22 protein-coding genes are annotated in these 17212 nt (G+C 48.0%); 20 read left to right on the top strand and 2 right to left on the bottom strand.

Annotated elements, in window-relative coordinates; translation table 11 throughout:
* Window positions 1–227: 227 nt before the first annotated feature.
* Complete coding sequence (gene ffh / locus A2F46_RS06065) at window positions 228–1586, bottom strand: signal recognition particle protein (RefSeq protein ID WP_066568023.1); 1359 nt, start codon at window positions 1584–1586, stop codon at window positions 228–230.
* Between the two features lie 147 nt (window positions 1587–1733).
* Here ffh and A2F46_RS06060 point away from each other — a divergent pair, with 147 nt between their 5' ends.
* Together A2F46_RS06060 and A2F46_RS06055 are read left to right on the top strand one after the other, a co-directional pair.
* On the top strand, window positions 1734–2546 hold the full coding sequence (locus A2F46_RS06060) for an inner membrane protein YpjD (RefSeq protein WP_066567992.1): 813 nt from the start codon (window positions 1734–1736) through the stop codon (window positions 2544–2546).
* A 164-nt stretch (window positions 2547–2710) separates the two neighbouring features.
* Window positions 2711–3550, top strand: coding sequence for an SIS domain-containing protein (locus tag A2F46_RS06055; RefSeq protein WP_066568020.1), 840 nt, complete (start codon window positions 2711–2713; stop codon window positions 3548–3550).
* 109 nt (window positions 3551–3659) lie between these two features.
* On the opposite strand, the gene uraH is transcribed toward A2F46_RS06055, so the two are convergent.
* Window positions 3660–3983 carry a hydroxyisourate hydrolase gene (uraH, locus tag A2F46_RS06050; protein WP_066567990.1) on the bottom strand — a complete coding sequence of 108 codons (324 nt, stop codon included), beginning with the start codon at window positions 3981–3983 and terminating at the stop codon, window positions 3660–3662.
* A gap of 283 nt (window positions 3984–4266) precedes the next feature.
* Between uraH and hpxO the strand changes: the two genes are divergently transcribed.
* From hpxO to A2F46_RS05965, 18 genes are all read left to right on the top strand, one after another.
* Complete coding sequence (gene hpxO, locus A2F46_RS06045; protein WP_066567988.1) at window positions 4267–5424, top strand: FAD-dependent urate hydroxylase HpxO; 1158 nt, start codon at window positions 4267–4269, stop codon at window positions 5422–5424.
* 159 nt (window positions 5425–5583) lie between these two features.
* Window positions 5584–6309 (top strand): GntR family transcriptional regulator, encoded by a 726-nt coding sequence (locus tag A2F46_RS06040; protein WP_066567986.1) that lies wholly within the window; start codon window positions 5584–5586, stop codon window positions 6307–6309.
* Between the two features lie 9 nt (window positions 6310–6318).
* Window positions 6319–7248, top strand: coding sequence for an allantoinase PuuE (gene puuE / locus A2F46_RS06035; protein ID WP_066567976.1), 930 nt, complete (start codon window positions 6319–6321; stop codon window positions 7246–7248).
* 10 nt (window positions 7249–7258) lie between these two features.
* A complete protein-coding gene (gene uraD, locus A2F46_RS06030; protein WP_066567971.1) occupies window positions 7259–7768 on the top strand; it encodes a 2-oxo-4-hydroxy-4-carboxy-5-ureidoimidazoline decarboxylase in 510 nt (169 codons plus the stop codon).
* A gap of 19 nt (window positions 7769–7787) precedes the next feature.
* A complete protein-coding gene (gene alc / locus A2F46_RS06025) occupies window positions 7788–8828 on the top strand; it encodes an allantoicase (protein WP_066567968.1) in 1041 nt (346 codons plus the stop codon).
* A 149-nt stretch (window positions 8829–8977) separates the two neighbouring features.
* A complete protein-coding gene (locus tag A2F46_RS13230) occupies window positions 8978–9706 on the top strand; it encodes a cytosine permease (RefSeq protein WP_197457579.1) in 729 nt (242 codons plus the stop codon).
* A complete protein-coding gene (locus tag A2F46_RS13225) occupies window positions 9688–10434 on the top strand; it encodes a cytosine permease (RefSeq protein ID WP_197457578.1) in 747 nt (248 codons plus the stop codon). Before A2F46_RS13230 ends, A2F46_RS13225 begins: the two co-directional genes overlap by 19 nt.
* 18 nt (window positions 10435–10452) lie before the next feature.
* Window positions 10453–10977, top strand: a complete 525-nt coding sequence (locus A2F46_RS06015; protein WP_066567965.1) for an ureidoglycolate lyase — start codon at window positions 10453–10455, stop codon at window positions 10975–10977.
* A gap of 56 nt (window positions 10978–11033) precedes the next feature.
* Window positions 11034–12518 (top strand): nucleobase:cation symporter-2 family protein, encoded by a 1485-nt coding sequence (locus tag A2F46_RS06010; RefSeq protein WP_066567962.1) that lies wholly within the window; start codon window positions 11034–11036, stop codon window positions 12516–12518.
* 91 nt (window positions 12519–12609) lie between these two features.
* Complete coding sequence (locus A2F46_RS06005; RefSeq protein ID WP_066567960.1) at window positions 12610–12828, top strand: hypothetical protein; 219 nt, start codon at window positions 12610–12612, stop codon at window positions 12826–12828.
* Between the two features lie 2 nt (window positions 12829–12830).
* On the top strand, window positions 12831–14147 hold the full coding sequence (locus A2F46_RS06000; protein WP_066567957.1) for a replication initiation factor domain-containing protein: 1317 nt from the start codon (window positions 12831–12833) through the stop codon (window positions 14145–14147).
* A gap of 17 nt (window positions 14148–14164) precedes the next feature.
* The gene (locus A2F46_RS05995) at window positions 14165–14461 is read left to right on the top strand and encodes a hypothetical protein (RefSeq protein ID WP_066567954.1); all 297 of its coding nucleotides are present in this window, start codon (window positions 14165–14167) and stop codon (window positions 14459–14461) included.
* 5 nt (window positions 14462–14466) lie between these two features.
* Window positions 14467–14664, top strand: coding sequence for a hypothetical protein (locus tag A2F46_RS05990; RefSeq protein WP_066567944.1), 198 nt, complete (start codon window positions 14467–14469; stop codon window positions 14662–14664).
* 59 nt (window positions 14665–14723) lie between these two features.
* Window positions 14724–14921 carry a major capsid protein gene (locus tag A2F46_RS05985; RefSeq protein ID WP_066567941.1) on the top strand — a complete coding sequence of 66 codons (198 nt, stop codon included), beginning with the start codon at window positions 14724–14726 and terminating at the stop codon, window positions 14919–14921.
* 13 nt (window positions 14922–14934) lie between these two features.
* Window positions 14935–15213 carry a hypothetical protein gene (locus A2F46_RS05980; protein ID WP_066567938.1) on the top strand — a complete coding sequence of 93 codons (279 nt, stop codon included), beginning with the start codon at window positions 14935–14937 and terminating at the stop codon, window positions 15211–15213.
* A gap of 114 nt (window positions 15214–15327) precedes the next feature.
* Complete coding sequence (locus A2F46_RS05975) at window positions 15328–15600, top strand: hypothetical protein (RefSeq protein ID WP_066567936.1); 273 nt, start codon at window positions 15328–15330, stop codon at window positions 15598–15600.
* A complete protein-coding gene (locus tag A2F46_RS12970; RefSeq protein ID WP_231867727.1) occupies window positions 15545–16918 on the top strand; it encodes an IgG-binding virulence factor TspB family protein in 1374 nt (457 codons plus the stop codon). The genes A2F46_RS05975 and A2F46_RS12970 overlap by 56 nt, the downstream gene beginning before the upstream one ends.
* Window positions 16918–17211: a DUF2523 domain-containing protein gene (locus tag A2F46_RS05965; protein ID WP_066567932.1), complete on the top strand. Its 294-nt coding sequence runs from the start codon at window positions 16918–16920 to the stop codon at window positions 17209–17211. The genes A2F46_RS12970 and A2F46_RS05965 overlap by 1 nt, the downstream gene beginning before the upstream one ends.
* Window position 17212 lies beyond the last annotated feature (1 nt).

The following is a 17212-nucleotide window of genomic DNA, read 5'->3' as shown; positions in this document are numbered from 1 at the left end:
ATTGTTGGTTGTGTGGCCGTCTTGATGGTGCTGATCTACGTGACTTCATTTTGAGTGCAGATCATGCAAAATTTCGACAGTGGTATGGGCGGTTTAATATAAAAGCGGTTCAGTGCAGATTTGTTTGAATATGGGGCGCGCCAGCTGGCGGTAGCCAAAAGCCAGCTGCCGAAGACGCTGGCTGCTGGCTTAGGTGGTTTTTAGGTAAAATCGATTTAAGCGCTTCTTCACTGTGGCATCATGCCCTTCATGCCTTTGGCCATGCGCATGAGTTTCCCCATGCCACCTTTGGCGAGTGATTTCACCATTTTCTGTGATTGCTCAAATTGTTTGAGCATTTTATTGACCTCTTGCACTGATACACCGGCGCCAATGGCGATGCGGCGTTTGCGGCTGGCTTTGAGTAACAGTGGATTGGTGCGTTCTTTCGGTGTCATTGAGTTGATGATGGCTTCTACTCGACTCATGGCTTTTTCTGCGGTTCCCTCGGGTACTTTTTGTGCCATTTGTCCCATGTCGCCGGGTAGTTTGGCCATAATAGATTCCAAACCACCCATGTTACGCATTTGTTGGATTTGTGCTTTAAAGTCGTTTAAGTCGAAGCCTTTGCCCTTGTGTAATTTCTTGGCCATCTGTTGGGCAGTTTTTTCGTCAATCCCTTTTTGAACATCTTCAATCAAGGATAGGACGTCACCCATGCCCAAAATCCGGCTGGCCAAACGATCTGGATAAAATGGCTCTAAACCATTGATTTTTTCGCCGATACCAATAAATTTAATGGGCTTGCCAGTCACATGCCGCACTGATAAAGCGGCACCACCGCGTGCATCACCATCCATTTTGGTTAAAACCACGCCAGTAAGCGGCAGGGCTTCATTAAAAGCCTGCGCCGTGTTGACGGCATCTTGGCCTTGCATAGCATCCACCACAAATAAGGTTTCCACTGGGTTGATGGCAGTGTGGATGGTTTTGATTTCGGCCATCATGGCTTCATCAATGGCCAGTCGGCCGGCGGTGTCGACCATCAATACATCATAAAAATGCTTCTTGGCATAATCCAACGCATTGCGGGCAATGCTGACCGGCTGTTCGCCTTCATGGGATGGGAAAAAATCGACTTCGACCTGCTCGGCCAGCAACCGTAGCTGCTCAATGGCGGCCGGGCGGTAGACATCGGCAGAAACCACCAATACTTTCTTCTTGTGGTCATTTTTCAACAAACGCGCTAATTTGCCCACGGTGGTGGTTTTGCCGGCACCTTGTAAGCCTGCCATCAACACCACGGCTGGCGGTACTGCAGACAAATTGAGGCTGCTGTTTTCTTTGCCCATTAAGTCGGTCAACGCTTTGTTGACCACGCCGATAAAGGCTTGACCTGGCGTTAAACTGCCGATAACTTCTTGGCCCACGGCCTTTTCTTTGATGTCGGCCATGAAAGATTTCACCACCGGCAAAGCCACGTCGGCTTCGAGTAATGCCATGCGTACTTCGCGCAAAGCTTCTTTAATATTGTCTTCGCTTAAGCGTGCTTGGCCGCGCAGGGTTTTGGCAATTTTGCCCAAACGATCGGATAAGTTGTCTAACATAACCATCCCCGGCTGCCACTTCAGGCAGCCTTTTGTTAAAATGGAAAATACTTGTTGGTTTGCTCATATTGGATGATAAACCAACACAATGAATTCATTTTACACTACGTGTGCTTTTTTTTGGCAGCGGGGTGATGGAATAAGACCATGAATGTGTTGCTGATTGTTGTGGCTGTGTTGTATGCGTTACTGGCGGGCTTTGTGTGGCGCTTTTGGCGGCATCGTGCCGATGATGTGTATCCGCTCAATCGAGAGCGAATGGTGCTGTGGCCTACGTGGGTGATGCACACAATATTGGTGTGGCTGCCCATGCTGCAAGACCGTGTGTTGCTGGTGGGCTTTGGCCATGCTTTGGACTTGGTGGCGTGGTTGATGATGACTTTGTATCTGGTCGGCAGCTATCGCTATGCGCTCAAAGGTTTGCAATTGCTGCTGTTCCCGTTGGCTGCGATGACCTTGTTGGTGGCGGTGTTTTTGCCAGGCCAACCTTTAGCCTATCCGCTACAAAACTGGCCGTTTATGGTGCACGTGAGCGCAGCGTTGCTAGCATATGGCCTGTTTGGCATCATTACCTTGCTGGCGATTTTGATGTTGGTGCTGAACCACGCTTTGCATCAGCGCAAAATGTCGCCCATGGTGTCATTTTTGCCGCCGTTGTTGAGCATTGAAAAACTGATGTTCCAAGGGATTAAAGGCGGTTTTGTATTGCTGACTGTGGCCGTGATCAGTGGCACATTTTTTGCTGAGGCGGTGTTTGGCGAGCCAGCGCAACTGACCCATAAAACGATATTCGGCGTGATTTCTTGGGTGATTTATGCGGTGATTTTGTTTAAACACCATACGCAGGCGTGGCGCGGTAAGAAAGCGGCTTGGTGGGTGATTGTGGCCTTTGTTGCGCTGATGCTGGCGTATATTGGCAGTAAGTTTGTATTGGAAATTTTATTACACAGAATGGGCTAACACGGACGCTTTGTTGGCATCGATGTTTTGTTCTGATGCGCTTATTAACAAAGAAGACATTGATGACAGGCTGCCTGAAAGGTGAAATCGGGCTAAAATAACCAACTACAACCAATTACATCGCCAAGCGCGCAAAGGAAAGCCTAATGGGTGAGGAGAAAAACATGCTGGCGGCCATTAGCCAACAGCTGCCGGATTTATCTACGGCTGAGCGTAAAGTTGGAGAGTGCGTGCTGGCTCAGGCCAAATGGTTTGTGCATGCTGCCGTTGCGGATATTGCCAAAGAAGCAGATGTCAGCCAGCCTACGGTGATTCGTTTTTGCCGCAGTCTGGGTTACAAGGGACTGCCTGAATTTAAATTAAAGCTTTCAGCCAGCATTAGCCATGACGGCATGCCCTATGTACATGAAGAATTGAACAGCAGCGATTCCATGCAGGATGTGATGGAAAAAGTCATCGGCAATACCGCTGCTGCGGTATTGGGTAGCCGCCAGTCTTTATCAGCTAAAGATTTGGATGCGGCTGTTGGGCTGTTGGTTAAGGCGCGGCGTATTGAGTTTTATGGTGCTGGTAATTCTGGCATCGTCGCACAAGATGCGCAGCATAAGCTGTTTCGGTTTGGGATTTCTACGGTGGCTTATACCGATAGCCATGTGCAATTGATGGCGGCATCGGTGTTGTCTGCAGAAGATGTGTTGGTGGTGATTTCTCATTCCGGCTCTTCTTTGGATTTATTGGATGCAGTGAAAATAGCCAAAGAAAATGGCGCATCTGTGATTGGTTTAACGCGAGCTGATTCGGCTTTGGGTCAAGTGTGTGATTGCGTGATCAGCGTCGTGACGCAGGAAGACATTGATAAATATACACCGATGATTTCGCGCTTGCTGCAATTGATGGTCATCGATATGCTCACCATCGGCCTGGCTTTGCGTTTGGGTGAGAATGTCAGTGAAATGCTGGCAAAAACCAAAAACAGCGTCAAACTGAAGCGTTTAAATCACTAGGATACACATCGTTAATCACTCATTAGTCATGGTACTAACGTGGACTAATGTCGTTGATTTCACTTTCAGGCAGCCTGTTCGGGCTGCCTGAAAGTTTATGGATATCTATTTAGCTGCCGCGGTAGGTTGAATAAGCAAAAGGGCTCAACAGCAATGGCACATGGTAATGGCGACTGGTGTCTTCAATGACAAAATCCAAGCACACTTGCGGAAAAAATGCTGATTGCTTCTGCTTGGCAAAATAAGGCGCGACATCAAACACCAATCGGTATGTGCCGGCACTGATTGCATCTAAATGGAAATTTTTAATTCGGCCATCATCATCGGTGTGGCGTTCATCCAAAAGTTGATTGCCGTCGTATAGTTGTACGCGCACATGAGCTGCGGGTAAGCCGCTGACGGTATCCAAAATATGCGTGGTAATCGGGCTCATTTTCATCCTCATCATTAAACAGGGGCCATGATTGGCAGTGCCGAGCATGCTTTGGGTATGCCCACTTATGTTTTCTGTGACCAATGCTGCTTTTTTCGTCTAATTTGTAAAAATTGTCAACAATTTTTAATGCTCTTATTGCTGGGTTAAATCCAAAAACTTGATTTACTTCTGATTTTCGAATGTTAAAAACACTTGTGACGGTAAAAACTTTGTGTTTAGATGTATTTGTACAAATTGTTGACAATTTAATTCGGATCGACTTCAAGCAAGGGGCAAAAATATGAACATCATCATTGTGGGTGCGGGCATGGGTGGACTGACGGCGGGCATTGCATTGCAGAAATTTGGCCATCAAGTCACCATCTATGAACAAGCTGAGCAAATTTTACCGGTGGGAGCAGCCATTTCATTGTGGTCCAATGGGGTTAAATGCATGAACTATCTAGGCCTGCATCAACAAATTGTGGCTTTAGGCGGGGATATGGACAGCATGGCCTATCATGATGGCCACAAAGGCAATGCATTGACACAATTCAGTTTGGCTCCGCTGGTAACCGAAGTGGGGCAGAAGCCCTATCCAGTATCCCGCGCTGAATTACAAAACATGCTGATGGATGAATTCGGGCGTGAGCACATTCATTTGGGTATGCGTGTGTTGGATGTGTCTCAAGAAGGTGAACAGGCTCACGCACATTTTGTCGACGGTAGTACCGCTACTGCCGATGTGTTGATTGGTGCCGATGGAACCCATTCGCTGATACGGGCCCATGTTTTGGATCAGCCGGTGGAACGCCGTTATGCCGGGTATGTGAACTGGAATGGATTGGTGGAAATTGATGAAGACATTGCACCTGCCAATCAGTGGACCACTTATGTGGGCGAAGGGAAACGCGTGTCATTGATGCCCATTGCTGGGCAGCGCTTTTATTTCTTCTTTGATGTTCCTTTACCCAAAGGCTTGCCCAATGAGCGTGAACAGTATCAGGCGCTGCTGCAAGATTATTTCAGTGGATGGTGTGCCCCTGTGCAGCGTTTGATTGAGCGCATCAATCCTGCTACCACCAATCGCGTGGAAATTCATGACATCGAACCCTTCACTCAATGGGTGCGGGGGCGCATTGCGTTGTTGGGCGATGCAGCCCACAGCACCACCCCCGATATAGGACAAGGAGGGTGCCAAGCCATGGAAGATGCGATTTATTTGGCCCGCTCTTTGCAAATCAATACCTTGGGCGTTGAAGATGCGCTGGTACGTTATCAAAATCGACGCAGTGAGCGTGCCAATGAATTGGTGTTGCGGGCGCGCCGTCGCTGTGATGTGACACACATGAAAGACCCAGAAATAACGCAAAAGTGGTATGCCGAATTGCCACAAGAGCAAGGGCCGCATATCATGCAGGGCATCATCGGTAATATCGTGGGTAATCCTTTGGATTGAACATGTTGATCATGCTTGCTTGGCTGGCGCGTTGGTGCCATTGGGCTGGGCGGGCGTGTAAATTGTCAACAATAGTAAAATAAATTGTTGACAATTTTTTTTAGAAAGTTTGATAATTGTTGACAATCTGGTGCCGATGCAGATTGCGGGATGAGAGCCATGAGCCTGACAGACTGGTTTAAGAAAGAACATCAAGCCCCATCGGCATCTTCTTGGTTGCAGGAAGACAAGCCGCCGACTGAAGCTGATCGTGTGTATGCCAATATTTTGGATGCCATTATGGACCGATATGTGGAACCGGGTGCCAAGTTGACAGAAGCGGATTTGTGTCGGCAGTTTGTGTGTTCGCGCGGTAGCGTGCGCAGTGCGCTATCTTTGTTGGCACACGATCGTATCGTGACTTTGTTACCCAATCGTGGTGCTTTTGTCCACATTCCTACCGAAGCAGAAACGGAAGATGTGTTTGACATGCGCTTAGCCATCGAGGCCATCTTGGTGGATAAATTATTGGGTATGGATGGGCTGCCTGAAAAAATAGCGCCTCTGTTTGCCAAAGTGAGTGCCGAGGAAACTGCGTTTGTGGAGAAGCGGCGAGTCGATTGGATTCGCCTGTCGAATGCTTTTCACATGGAGTTAGCCAAACTCACTGGCAATGAAGTTTTGGTGCAAATTATGCGGGATTTATGTTTGCGCAGTTCCCTGATTATTGCGCTCTTTGATGCCCCCGCTGAACATACTTGTAGCTATAGCGACCATCGGCAGTTGTTGGCATTTTTGCAGGCAGGCGATAAAGCCGCAGTGAAGCGATTAATGAAAAAACACTTAGGTGCATGTCAGCAGCGCATGCAGCAACAGATGCCGGGTGATACCCAAGCGGCACATTAGGAGAATGAGATGGATGCAACTTATCCTCGTGATTTAATTGGCTATGGCGCTGAGGTGCCTTTGGCACATTGGCCGGACGAGGCCCGCATAGCGGTGCAATTTGTACTTAATTATGAAGAAGGCGGTGAAAACTGTGTTTTGCATGGTGATGCCGCTTCAGAACAGTTTTTATCAGACATTATTGGCGCGGCGGCTTATCCGGCACGCCATATGTCGATGGAGTCGATTTATGAATACGGCTCGCGTGCCGGTGCTTGGCGCATTTTGCGTGAATTTAAACGGCGGGGCTGGCCGCTGACTGTTTTTGGCGTGGGCATGGCTTTGGAGCGCAATCCGATATTGACACAGGCATTTATCGAGGAAGGCCATGAATTGGCCTGTCATGGTTATCGCTGGATTCATTATCAAGATTTGCCAGAAGACATTGAGCGCGAACACATGGCGCGTTGCGTGGCGTTGTTTCAGTCATTGTTGGGTCGCCATCCTGATGGCTGGTATACCGGGCGAGACAGCCCCAATACTATGCGCTTGGTGGCCGATGAGGGGCAATTTTTGTATGCCTCCGATTATTACGGTGATGATTTGCCGTTTTGGCAGGAAATAACCCGCACCGATGGCAGCGTACGGCCGCAATTGATTGTGCCTTATACATTGGAAAGCAATGATATGCGGTTTGCCAATGGCCAAGGGTTTATCACAGCAGAGCATTTCTATGAATACCTGCGTGATGCATTTGATGTGTTGTATGCAGAAGGTGAGGCAGGAGCCCCCAAAATGCTGTCGGTAGGACTGCATTGTCGCTTAATTGGTCGACCAGGGCGCTTTGCGGGATTGCAGCGATTTATGGATTATGTGGCGCAACACGATAAGGTGTGGGTGGCCACTCGTGCCGATATTGCCCGACATTGGGTGCAAACCCACCCTTATCAAGCTGTTTAAGGATGCCGCTATGACGTTAGCAGAACTGAATCGGCTGCCTGAACAGGATTTTGTGACGGTATTAGGCAGTATATTCGAGCATTCCCCTTGGGTTGCTCAAGCCATATGGTCGCATCGTCCCTTTGCCAGTGTGGGTGCCTTGCACGAAGCCATGGTGACTGCCATTGAACATGCTGGCGAAGCTGCACAAATGGCACTGATACAAGCACACCCCCAGCTGGGAGGTAAATTGGCGATGCGCGGTGAGTTGACAGCGGAGTCCACCGCTGAGCAGGCAGGTGCAGGGCTGAATCAGTGTAGCCCAGAAGAATTTCAAACATTGACTGATTTAAATCAGCGCTATGAAGCCAAATTCGGTTTCCCTTTTGTTTTGGCGGTACGAGGCCACAATCGCCAAAGCATCATCAGTGAATTTATGCGTCGCATTGCATTGAGCCCGGCGCAAGAGCAGCAAGAAAGTTTGAAGCAGATTTATCGCATCGGCTTGTTGCGTTTGCACGATTTACTGACCACACAATAACGTGGCTTAAGGAGAAAGCATGAGTTTAATTAACTACCCTGCTGGTCATGTGATTTTGGCTGAGGCGGCCGAATTGCCGCCGTTTGCGTTGCAATTCCCGAACTTGGCTTCGGCTGAATTGGGTGCTGCTGTGTTGGCTGTAAGCGATGAATGGTTTGCGCCAGCGCAACGCATGTTGGCCCCCAGTGATCCAATCTTTGTGGTGGGCAAATTTGATGACCACGGCAAATGGATGGATGGATGGGAGACGCGCCGTAAGCGTGTGCAAGGTTATGACCATGCCGTAGTGAAATTGGGTCTAAAAGGGCGTATTCACGGAGTGGACATTGATACCAGCCATTTTACTGGCAATTTTCCGCCTGCTGCGGCCGTGGAAGCCTGTGTGTGTGCTGGTCAGCCTGATGCGACTACTGAGTGGGACACCATTGTCCCGGCCACCAGTTTGCGTGCCAGCAGCCATCATTTTGTGGCCGTCGATGTCGATGCCGTTTATACCCATGTGCGGTTGAATATTTTTCCCGATGGCGGCGTTGCCCGTTTCCGTGTTTATGGTCAGCCCCAGGGGGCATGGTTGGATGGCGATGAACAAGCTGAGTATGAGTTGTCATCGGTATTGAATGGTGCCCGCGTGGTGGCAGTGAGCGATGCTCATTTCGGCTTGCCAAGTCATTTGCTGTATCCAGGTCGGGGCGTCAACATGGGGGATGGTTGGGAAACCAGCCGTAGGCGAGTGCCCGGCAACGAGTGGTGCATTATTGCGTTGGGTCACGCCTGTGAAGTGAGCAAGTTGGAAATCGACACGGCACACTTCAAAGGCAACTACCCAGATTCGGTGTCGGTGCAGGCGGCCAATGTGACTTTTGGTACCGATGCCTCATTGGTGACACAGGCCATGTTTTGGCCAACGCTATTGGCGCAAACTCCGGCGCAGATGGATCATCAGCATATTTATGCAGCTGATCAATTGCAGACCCTGGGTCGCGTGACTCATGTGAAGTTGAATATTTTCCCAGATGGCGGTGTGAGCCGTTTGCGGATATGGGGCCGGTTGGTGAAATAACGGCTCCCATGCCATGAAGTAGCACAGTGCATTTCAGGCAGCTCAGGCTGCTTGAATGAAGGCGGAAGTGAAGTCTGCCGCAGTTTGGCGACAGCATCACGACCATGAGGTTGTCTATTGCGGTTGTTACTTACTTGAGGAGCTGCAGCATGGCGGTTAAAAATCCTTCCCCAAATTTATACAATGCCGATTTGGCCCCTGTGCCACCGGAAGAGAAGAAATGGGGCGCGTTTAGTGTCTTCAATGTGTGGACTTCTGATGTCCACAGTCTCTGGGGCTATTATTTGGCCGCCAGTTTATTTTTACTGTGTGGCAGTTTTGGCCATTTCATTATTGCCATTGGTGCTGGTTCTCTGGTGATCTTTGTATTGATGAGTTTGGTGGGCTACGCCGGAGAGAAAACTGGTGTGCCTTATCCTGTCTTGGCCCGCGCTTCGTTTGGCGTGTGGGGTGCTAACTTACCAGCGATTGTGCGCGCGATTGTGGCGTGCTTTTGGTATGGCGCCCAAACTGCTGCGGCTTCAGGCGCATTAGTGGCTTTGCTGATTCGTCAGGAAGGGATTTTGCAGTTTCACCAAACTACCCATTTCCTTGGCCATTCTGGGTTGGAAGTGATCTGTTACGTGGTGGTGTGGGCTTTGCAACTTCTGATTATTCAAAACGGCATGGAAACCGTGCGTCGATTCCAAGACTGGGCGGGTCCTGCTGTATGGTTAGCCATGTTGGCCTTGGCCATTGGTTTGTGTGTGAAGGCCGGTGGCTTTTCATTTGCTCATCAAATTCCCCAAGACGTATTGCTGGATAAGACCAAAGATGCAGGGGTGGCCGGGGCCCTGGTTCGATACCGGCACTCTTCGCTGTGGGCGCCACTTGGGTGACGTATTTTGCCGCTTTATATTTGAATTTCTGTGATTTTTCCCGCTATGCCAAAGACAAAAAAGCGGTGAAAGTGGGCAATATCTGGGGCTTACCGGTGAACTTGATTTTATTTTCGCTGGTGGCCGGGGTGACCACCATTGCGGCCTACCAGGTTTATGGAGAAGTGCTGTTGCACCCAGAAGCCATCGCTGCCAAGTTTGATAGTCTAACGTTGGCGATTCTGGCTGCTTTAACTTTTGCCGTTGCTACTTTGGGGATCAATGTAGTGGCCAATTTTGTGTCGCCTGCATTTGACTTTGCCAACGCATTGCCTAAACACATCGATTTCAAAAAAGGCGGGTACATCGCTGCACTCATTGCTTTAGTGCTTTACCCTTTCGCGCCTTGGGAAGGCAATGCAGCGCACTTTGTTAATGCCATTGGTGCCACCATGGGCCCATTGTTGGGCATTATTTTGGTGGATTACTATGCCTTGGCCAAAGGCCAAATCAACATTGATGCGTTGTATCAGGAGCATGGCGTTTATGCCTACACCAATGGCTGGAACATGAAAGCGTTAACGGCCACGATTGTGGGTGTTGTGGTGTGTAGCATTTTGCCCAATTTCACCGATTGGATGCCAGCGTGGTGGGGCACTTATGGCTGGTTTATTGGTGTTGTCTTAGGGGGTGGTTTGTATGCCTTACTCAGCAAAAGCGGTCATGCGCACCAAACCCAACAGCATTAATCATTTGGAGTATTTGTGATGCCGGTATTGACACTGGAACCTTTAAACACGGCTGCTTTCGCACCGTTTGGCGACGTCATCAATATAGTGGGTGAACCATCTTTTCCTATCAATGCCGGTACCACCGCGCGTTATCACGATTTGGGCGCCATCGACGTGTTGGGTGGCTCGGCGCGTGCAGCCATCAGCATGGCACGAGGGCAGGGTTTTTCCTTACCAATGGCATTGCGGTTATTGGAGCGTCACCCTCTGGGATCACAGGCTTGGTTGCCGCGCGGGAAAACACCCTTTGTCGTGGTGGTGGCGCCCAATGGCGCCGATGACCGGCCCGACATGAGGCAGCTGCGCGCTTTTTATGCACAAGGTGGGCAAGGGGTGAATTACCATGCGGGCACTTGGCATCATCCTTTACTCACCCATGATGAGGAAGGGCAGAGTGGCGATTTTTATGTGGTTGATCGTATTGGAACTGAAGCCAACTGCGATGAGGTGGTGTTGACTGGGGACTGGACGGTGGCGGGACCGTGCCCTAATGGCGAGTAGTTTCAGGCTATGCCCTCCGTACAGGCTGCCTGAATCACGAAACAGAAAGGGAAATCATGGAAGATGCATTATCAAAAGGGGAGCATCCGGTGGATGCGCGCTTGCCCAATGGTAAATTGTTGGTATTGGGTTTGCAGCATGTGATGGTGATGTATGCGGGGGCTGTGGCTGTTCCGCTGATTATTGGCAATGCATTGAAGCTGGAAAGCCATGAAATTGCAATGCTGATTTCAGCTGACTTGTTTTGCTGTGGTTTGGTTACTTTAATCCAATCTTTGGGCTTAGGGCGTTGGTTTGGTATCAAGTTGCCAGTAATGATGGGGGTGACATTTGCATCAGTGGGGCCAATGATGGCGATTGCCACCAATAATCCGGGTATGGCTGGCGCCAATTTGATTTTCGGTAGCATCATTGGTGCTGGTATTGTGGCCATTTTGATTGCGCCGCTCATCAGCCGCATGCTGCGCTTTTTCCCACCCGTGGTCACGGGCACCATTATCGCTGTGATTGGCATCAATTTGATGCGCGTTGGCATCAATTGGATTTTTGGTAATCCAGTGGGCCCGACCGCCCCGATGATGGTGGACCCCATTAATAAAGCTTGGTTGGATATTGCCGCCACGCAAGTGACCTCGCCCATGCCTCCAAGCTTAAACCCAGCGCCCACCATTCCCAATCCCCGTTATGCTGATGTGGGCAACTTGGCGATTTCTGCGGCAGTGATGGTGGTCATTTTACTAATCGTGCGCTTTATGCGCGGCTTTTTGGCCAATATAGCGGTTTTGATGGGTATCGTAGTGGGTTGCGTGATTGCGGCGGCCGCAGGCATGATGCGTTTTGATAAAGTAGCCAAAGCCGATTGGGTTGATGTGGTTTTGCCCTTCCACTTCGGTATGCCGGTGTTTGATCCCATCATGATACTCACCATGAGTTTGGTGATGGTGGTGGTGATGATTGAGTCTACAGGTATGTTTTTGGCTCTAGGCGATATGACAGAGAAAAAAATCAGCCGCAGCGAGCTGAGTAAAGGCTTGCGCACCGATGGCTTGGGTACCTTGATAGGCGGTATTTTCAATACTTTCCCTTATACCAGTTTTTCGCAAAATGTAGGTTTGGTGGCCATTACCGGCGTGAAAAGTCGTTATGTGTGTGTGGCGGGCGGTTTGATTCTGTTGGTGTTGGGCTTGCTGCCGAAAATGGGTGCTTTGGTGGAGTCTATTCCCATGCCGGTATTGGGCGGCGCTGGTATCGTCATGTTTGGTATGGTGGCGGCAACAGGTGTGCGTATTTTGAGCGGGGTCGATTTTAAAAATAACCACTACAACAGTTTGATTATCGCCATTTCTATTGGTGCTGGCATGATTCCCTTGGTGGCACCCAACTTCAAACAGTGGCTCCCCCATGCAATTCATCCTTTGATTGAATCCGGTATCTTATTGGCTTCCATTACAGCAGTATTGTTGAATCTGTATTTCAATGGTGCTGGCAAGAAAAGCACAGAAGATGCGGTTGCTGCAGCGAAACAAGCTGATACGCATTAATTGGTCACGCTAAGCGTATTCAGGCAGCCTTATATATTGCCCTTCAACTGAGGGGCGCTCTTAGCCCCTCCAAAGTTGAGGGGCTTTGTCTATGTTGTTTTCACCAAAATTCATTGAGCGAATCGAAACACAAGACCGCAAGGCTGTAGTTCATCGGTTTGGCACCAGTTTGCAAGTCGTGTTTTCAATTCATGGAATAGAGCACGAAACACGCTTCTTCCGTCCCGAAGAAATCAATCAGAAAGATGCTGCCATCCGGTTCTTTATGCGCTATGGCAAATGCTCAAGCTATTTTGGACGGAAGGCATAACCATGAGTGCATCCAAAGACAAAACGAAAAAGGCGGCGGGCGCCAACGGACAGGACGCTTGCGGACGGCCGGTAGCGGCCGCCGCCAGACCGTGTAGTTATGAAGAATGGGCGCAAGGTTTTGAAGCCCGTCATGGCGTTAAGCCAAACAACCTATTTCAGCCCCCCATATCTAACAGGGGGGGAGCAGGAACCGAAACGGATGCCAGCACGGAGCAAGGTTTTTTTGAGCGATATTCTCATTTCATTACCGACGGGAAAGGGCGCCTAATCGAAGTACCTCTGCGAAGAGGAAAAGGCAATTCAGCATTTATAGATCAACTGAGTTTTAGCATGCACGAAGACACCTTAAGTTTGAGTGCCGGTTATCCACTGGTCGCGGATGAAGAGTACATCTATCAGATATCAATTGAGTTAGAAAAGATTTTTGGTTTCGGCATTACAGCTCAAGCTCCTCATTCGGGTGGTCGTTTTTACCAATCGTGCTTTTTGATGGCCAGTGATACAGCGCAGTACGGACGCGTTCACTTTGGTGGCCAAAACAATACCATGCTGATTGAATTAACAGGAACGGGTTGCAATGCTGCTACATCAGGCTGGGAAATGCGTTTGCACGGTTTTTTGACCAAAGCCATCCGTCCAAAAATTACCCGTATTGACATCACAAAAGATTTTTTCAATGGCGAATACACGCCTGAGCAAGCAAAGCATGATCGACTATCTGGCCGCTTTACCAATCATCACATGATGCCAGATGGTGAATCTGTCGGTTCGGATTGGGAAAGTAATAACGCCAAAGGCAAAACTTATTATGTTGGCAGTCGTGAATCATCTAAGTTTGTCCGGGTGTATGAGAAAGGCAAGCAACTGGGCGACAAGTCCAGCAACTGGGTGCGTTTTGAAATTGAGTTTAAAGCCAAAGACATCGTTATCCCGTTTGAAGCATTGCTGGTTCCGGGGGAATTTTTTGGTGGCGCTTATCCCATTTGCCAAGACTTTCAAGAAAAAGCAAGGCGTATTCCTGCGTTGAAAAAATCGTTTGAGTTAACTTTTGAGCGTGGTTTGCAGTGTGCGAAACAGCAAGTGGGTCGCATGTTGAATGCAGTGGTAGATCGTTATCCAGATCTGACTGATAGCCAAATATTAGCCATGTTTAAACCAGACCACAATAAATTGCCCAAACGCCTGACCCCTGATGTTTATGCGGTTGAGTGTAGCCAAGAAACATGGCTGCATAAAAGACCGAAAGCCCAGCTACTGGATGAATTTGGCATGTTCTTGGAATTACGGGCAAACGCTGAGCCCGTGTTGTCAGCGTAAAAAGCGGAGTTAAAACCATGCAAATGAAAATTCAAGGCACCGTAATGGGTGTGAAGCGATTCAGCGGCAACATTGATGGCAAAGCCTTTGACTATTGCCGTGTGATTGTGAGCACCCCATTGGATGCCAGTCAAGGCAATGCACTCGGTAGCGCAGCCACAGAATATGACTTTGGTGGCAGTACGAATTTTGACCGATTTAAAGAAATGAAATTTCCGTTTGAAGCAGATTTGGCGGTTGAGCTCGTGACCAATGGCAAGACCCAAAAACTCAAGATGCTTGATTTTCGACCAGTAAATCAGGCTAAGGCGTAATAGCTATGGCCATCGTAACCGTCTATGTCGTCCAGTCGCGTGAAACAGGTGATTTCCTGTACCCGTCAGATAGCGGTGATGTTGGCCATACACCTTATTTGAACGAAGCAGGACTGTTTTTTGAGCGTGACGAAGCGATTGAAACAGCCCTCGAAGAGATCGGAGAAAACTTCATTGTTTTCGGATTTCTGAAAGATGTGTGAATTGACGTGTACCCGTCCACGTTAATGTCCTCCCTGACGGGCTTTTTAAAGGAAACGTTATGTCTATGAAAGCAAAACTGGCTGCCTTGGGCGGCATGTTGAGTTTGGCCACGGCCTCTGCAATGGCTGCTGTACCTGCCACTGTAACCGACGCCATTGATGGTTCAAAAGCGGATGGTTTGGAAGTTGGTTGGATTGTGGTTGGCGTGGTTGCAGCCTTGTTTGTCATCGGTATTGTGAAACGCATGATTAAGTAATGAGATTAACGGCATGGGCTATCAAGTTGGAAATCAATGTTTTACTTCGATAGAAGCGGCTGAAAACCAGTATTTCAGCGCGGTAGCCCCTGCTGTTTCTGCCGGTGGTGAATTGATAAAACCGGAATACAGCGGCACACAATGGATACTCAATGGCACAGTGATACATGCACAGTTACCACCATGTGACCCTGAACAGAATTTAAAAGATGGAATGGAGCTAGGCTGGCTACTGTTCGGAATAATGGCCGTTTTATACGGTTTCAAATGGATTAAAGGTTTGATGCGATGATGGATTTTTACTTCTTTTTGGGGCTGGGCACCATCGTCATGATGGGGGTTATGATTTTTAAAGACTGATAAACATGTTAAATTTCTTTTGTTTATCCAACGAAAGGAATTTGAGATGTTTATTACCGAAGAAAAGCTGTTTGCATTGAAATGTAATCCAAAGAGTAAGTATTACGGAAAGTCAATGGCTTTTATATTTTGTCAAGAGTTGGTTGTTAACACCCAAGGGAAAACGGTCGATATTGATTTTGGGGTATTTATAAACGCCTCACAAGGTGAATACAGATTTGTAATGATGCCAGATCTATCTATTTTGATTGTTAAACAAATAAATGAAAAAATTGACCTTAAAGTTTATGATGATTTTAAGTGTTTATTTAACACTTAATAATCATGTTTTTGCGGCATTTGATACTATTCATAATGTGAAAGACGGTGTCGCTGTTGTTTCAGATTCATCAAAAGTAGCGGTTTCTAATGTCAGTATGTCTGGAAATACTGTTTTCGGTGGCCGGGTTATCTCGCCAGCAATTCTTGAAAATAATGTAGGTGCAAAATCTGGCCAATTTATGATTGGTCAGAATTTCACAGTTCCAAAGAGTACTGTTTCTAGTGCTGTTCTTAATAATGCCAAGAAGTTTAAGAAATTGGGTGGTGGATGGTACGGTGTTGCTTTTGGGCTTGTGGCGCCGTATTTAGCTGAGAAAGGTTATGAATGGATGAAGGATTTACAGTGCCAAGCTGGCGCACAAGAAAAGTGTGAGGGTTTTGGTATTAGATATAAATATGTTGGCCATGTTCGAGTTGGTGATAATACATCATTTCTAGTTCTTTATTCTTCTTCTCTTGAATCTATTCAGTCTCAATATACTGCTTTTGCAAGTTCTTTTGTCCCTGATTCTATAGGCTATTCAGGCTATAAGTTTAATCGCTTTGAAAAGCCTGGCTGGAATCATTGGTATGCGCAATATACTAAAGATGGTGATGATCGTGCATTAACTTCGGTAGTTGTTTCTGAAAGTTCAGGTACTTCTGAACTAACACAAGAGCAATTTGATTCTATAACAAACAATGCGATGGAAGCGGATCCGACCAGCTGGGCAAATGCTGCGCGTCCAGGTCAGAATTTGCCGCTTGGTGGTACCACTGCCGATGGCATTACAGCATTAAATACTCCGCAAACCTTATCAACGGGAACGTATACGAATCCCATAACCGGCAATGTTGAGCAAACAACATTCAATGTCACGAATAATAATGATAACCGTATTTCTGTCACCAGTAGCGTCGTAAACCGTCCTGATTTAACACCCAACAGCGCTGAAGCACCTGTTCCAACACCTACACCTGATACGTCTGAAGGCAATAATAATGAAGAAGAGCCACAAGAAGCATCTGCACCCGATTTTTGTAAAACCAATCCAGAATCTCTTGCCTGTGCCAAGCTGGGTGAGCCTGATGAAGGTATGTTTGATGCCATCAAAATACCGCACATCACCGATGAAACCACATGGTCTGCTGACAACTTTTTACCGCCAAACGGAGTTTGTCCTGAACCGAAAACATTTCATGTTGTAGGCCGTAGCTTTGAAGTGTCTTATCAGCCTTTATGCACACTGATGGAAAGTGTTCGATTCATGGTTCTCATTGCTTTTGTATTGATGTCTGCTTATATCGTCTTTGGGGCTTTAAGGGGGAAAAGCTAATGCCTGTTGTTGCTGCTTTAATACCGCTATTGGGTATCCTGCTGCGCATGTTGATTGTGCGCATTATCGTAGCGACTGGGGCTACATTTGTGACGTATGCTGGGTACATGGTGGCTTTGAATACATTCAAAGGCTATGTAGCTGATGCGATGATTAGCATGCCAGCAGACATCTATAACTTGTTGTTGATAGGTGGCGTTGGTCAAGGGTTAGGTTACCTGTTTGGTGCCTTTGCTTTTCGCTTGACCATGAATTTGCTGAATAAATTTACATTTATTCTGCCTGGATCTTAAG

Origin of the sequence: Snodgrassella sp. CFCC 13594, from assembly GCF_001590725.1 — a bacterium.
Lineage (GTDB): Bacteria > Pseudomonadota > Gammaproteobacteria > Burkholderiales > Neisseriaceae > Snodgrassella.
This window is presented reverse-complemented; position numbering and strand designations above follow the sequence as displayed.

What these genes read in the sequence shown, in the direction of transcription:
- ffh (WP_066568023.1), bottom strand. Translation starts at nt 1,586, where the DNA reads ATGTTAGACAACTTATCCGATCGTTTGGGCAAAATTGCCAAAACCCTG.
- A2F46_RS06060 (WP_066567992.1), top strand. Translation starts at nt 1,734, where the DNA reads ATGAATGTGTTGCTGATTGTTGTGGCTGTGTTGTATGCGTTACTGGCG.
- A2F46_RS06055 (WP_066568020.1), top strand. Translation starts at nt 2,711, where the DNA reads ATGCTGGCGGCCATTAGCCAACAGCTGCCGGATTTATCTACGGCTGAG.
- uraH (WP_066567990.1), bottom strand. Translation starts at nt 3,983, where the DNA reads ATGAGCCCGATTACCACGCATATTTTGGATACCGTCAGCGGCTTACCC.
- hpxO (WP_066567988.1), top strand. Translation starts at nt 4,267, where the DNA reads ATGAACATCATCATTGTGGGTGCGGGCATGGGTGGACTGACGGCGGGC.
- A2F46_RS06040 (WP_066567986.1), top strand. Translation starts at nt 5,584, where the DNA reads ATGAGCCTGACAGACTGGTTTAAGAAAGAACATCAAGCCCCATCGGCA.
- puuE (WP_066567976.1), top strand. Translation starts at nt 6,319, where the DNA reads ATGGATGCAACTTATCCTCGTGATTTAATTGGCTATGGCGCTGAGGTG.
- uraD (WP_066567971.1), top strand. Translation starts at nt 7,259, where the DNA reads ATGACGTTAGCAGAACTGAATCGGCTGCCTGAACAGGATTTTGTGACG.
- alc (WP_066567968.1), top strand. Translation starts at nt 7,788, where the DNA reads ATGAGTTTAATTAACTACCCTGCTGGTCATGTGATTTTGGCTGAGGCG.
- A2F46_RS13230 (WP_197457579.1), top strand. Translation starts at nt 8,978, where the DNA reads ATGGCGGTTAAAAATCCTTCCCCAAATTTATACAATGCCGATTTGGCC.
- A2F46_RS06015 (WP_066567965.1), top strand. Translation starts at nt 10,453, where the DNA reads ATGCCGGTATTGACACTGGAACCTTTAAACACGGCTGCTTTCGCACCG.
- A2F46_RS06010 (WP_066567962.1), top strand. Translation starts at nt 11,034, where the DNA reads ATGGAAGATGCATTATCAAAAGGGGAGCATCCGGTGGATGCGCGCTTG.
- A2F46_RS06005 (WP_066567960.1), top strand. Translation starts at nt 12,610, where the DNA reads ATGTTGTTTTCACCAAAATTCATTGAGCGAATCGAAACACAAGACCGC.
- A2F46_RS06000 (WP_066567957.1), top strand. Translation starts at nt 12,831, where the DNA reads ATGAGTGCATCCAAAGACAAAACGAAAAAGGCGGCGGGCGCCAACGGA.
- A2F46_RS05995 (WP_066567954.1), top strand. Translation starts at nt 14,165, where the DNA reads ATGCAAATGAAAATTCAAGGCACCGTAATGGGTGTGAAGCGATTCAGC.
- A2F46_RS05990 (WP_066567944.1), top strand. Translation starts at nt 14,467, where the DNA reads ATGGCCATCGTAACCGTCTATGTCGTCCAGTCGCGTGAAACAGGTGAT.
- A2F46_RS05985 (WP_066567941.1), top strand. Translation starts at nt 14,724, where the DNA reads ATGTCTATGAAAGCAAAACTGGCTGCCTTGGGCGGCATGTTGAGTTTG.
- A2F46_RS05980 (WP_066567938.1), top strand. Translation starts at nt 14,935, where the DNA reads ATGGGCTATCAAGTTGGAAATCAATGTTTTACTTCGATAGAAGCGGCT.
- A2F46_RS05975 (WP_066567936.1), top strand. Translation starts at nt 15,328, where the DNA reads ATGTTTATTACCGAAGAAAAGCTGTTTGCATTGAAATGTAATCCAAAG.
- A2F46_RS12970 (WP_231867727.1), top strand. Translation starts at nt 15,545, where the DNA reads ATGAAAAAATTGACCTTAAAGTTTATGATGATTTTAAGTGTTTATTTA.
- A2F46_RS05965 (WP_066567932.1), top strand. Translation starts at nt 16,918, where the DNA reads ATGCCTGTTGTTGCTGCTTTAATACCGCTATTGGGTATCCTGCTGCGC.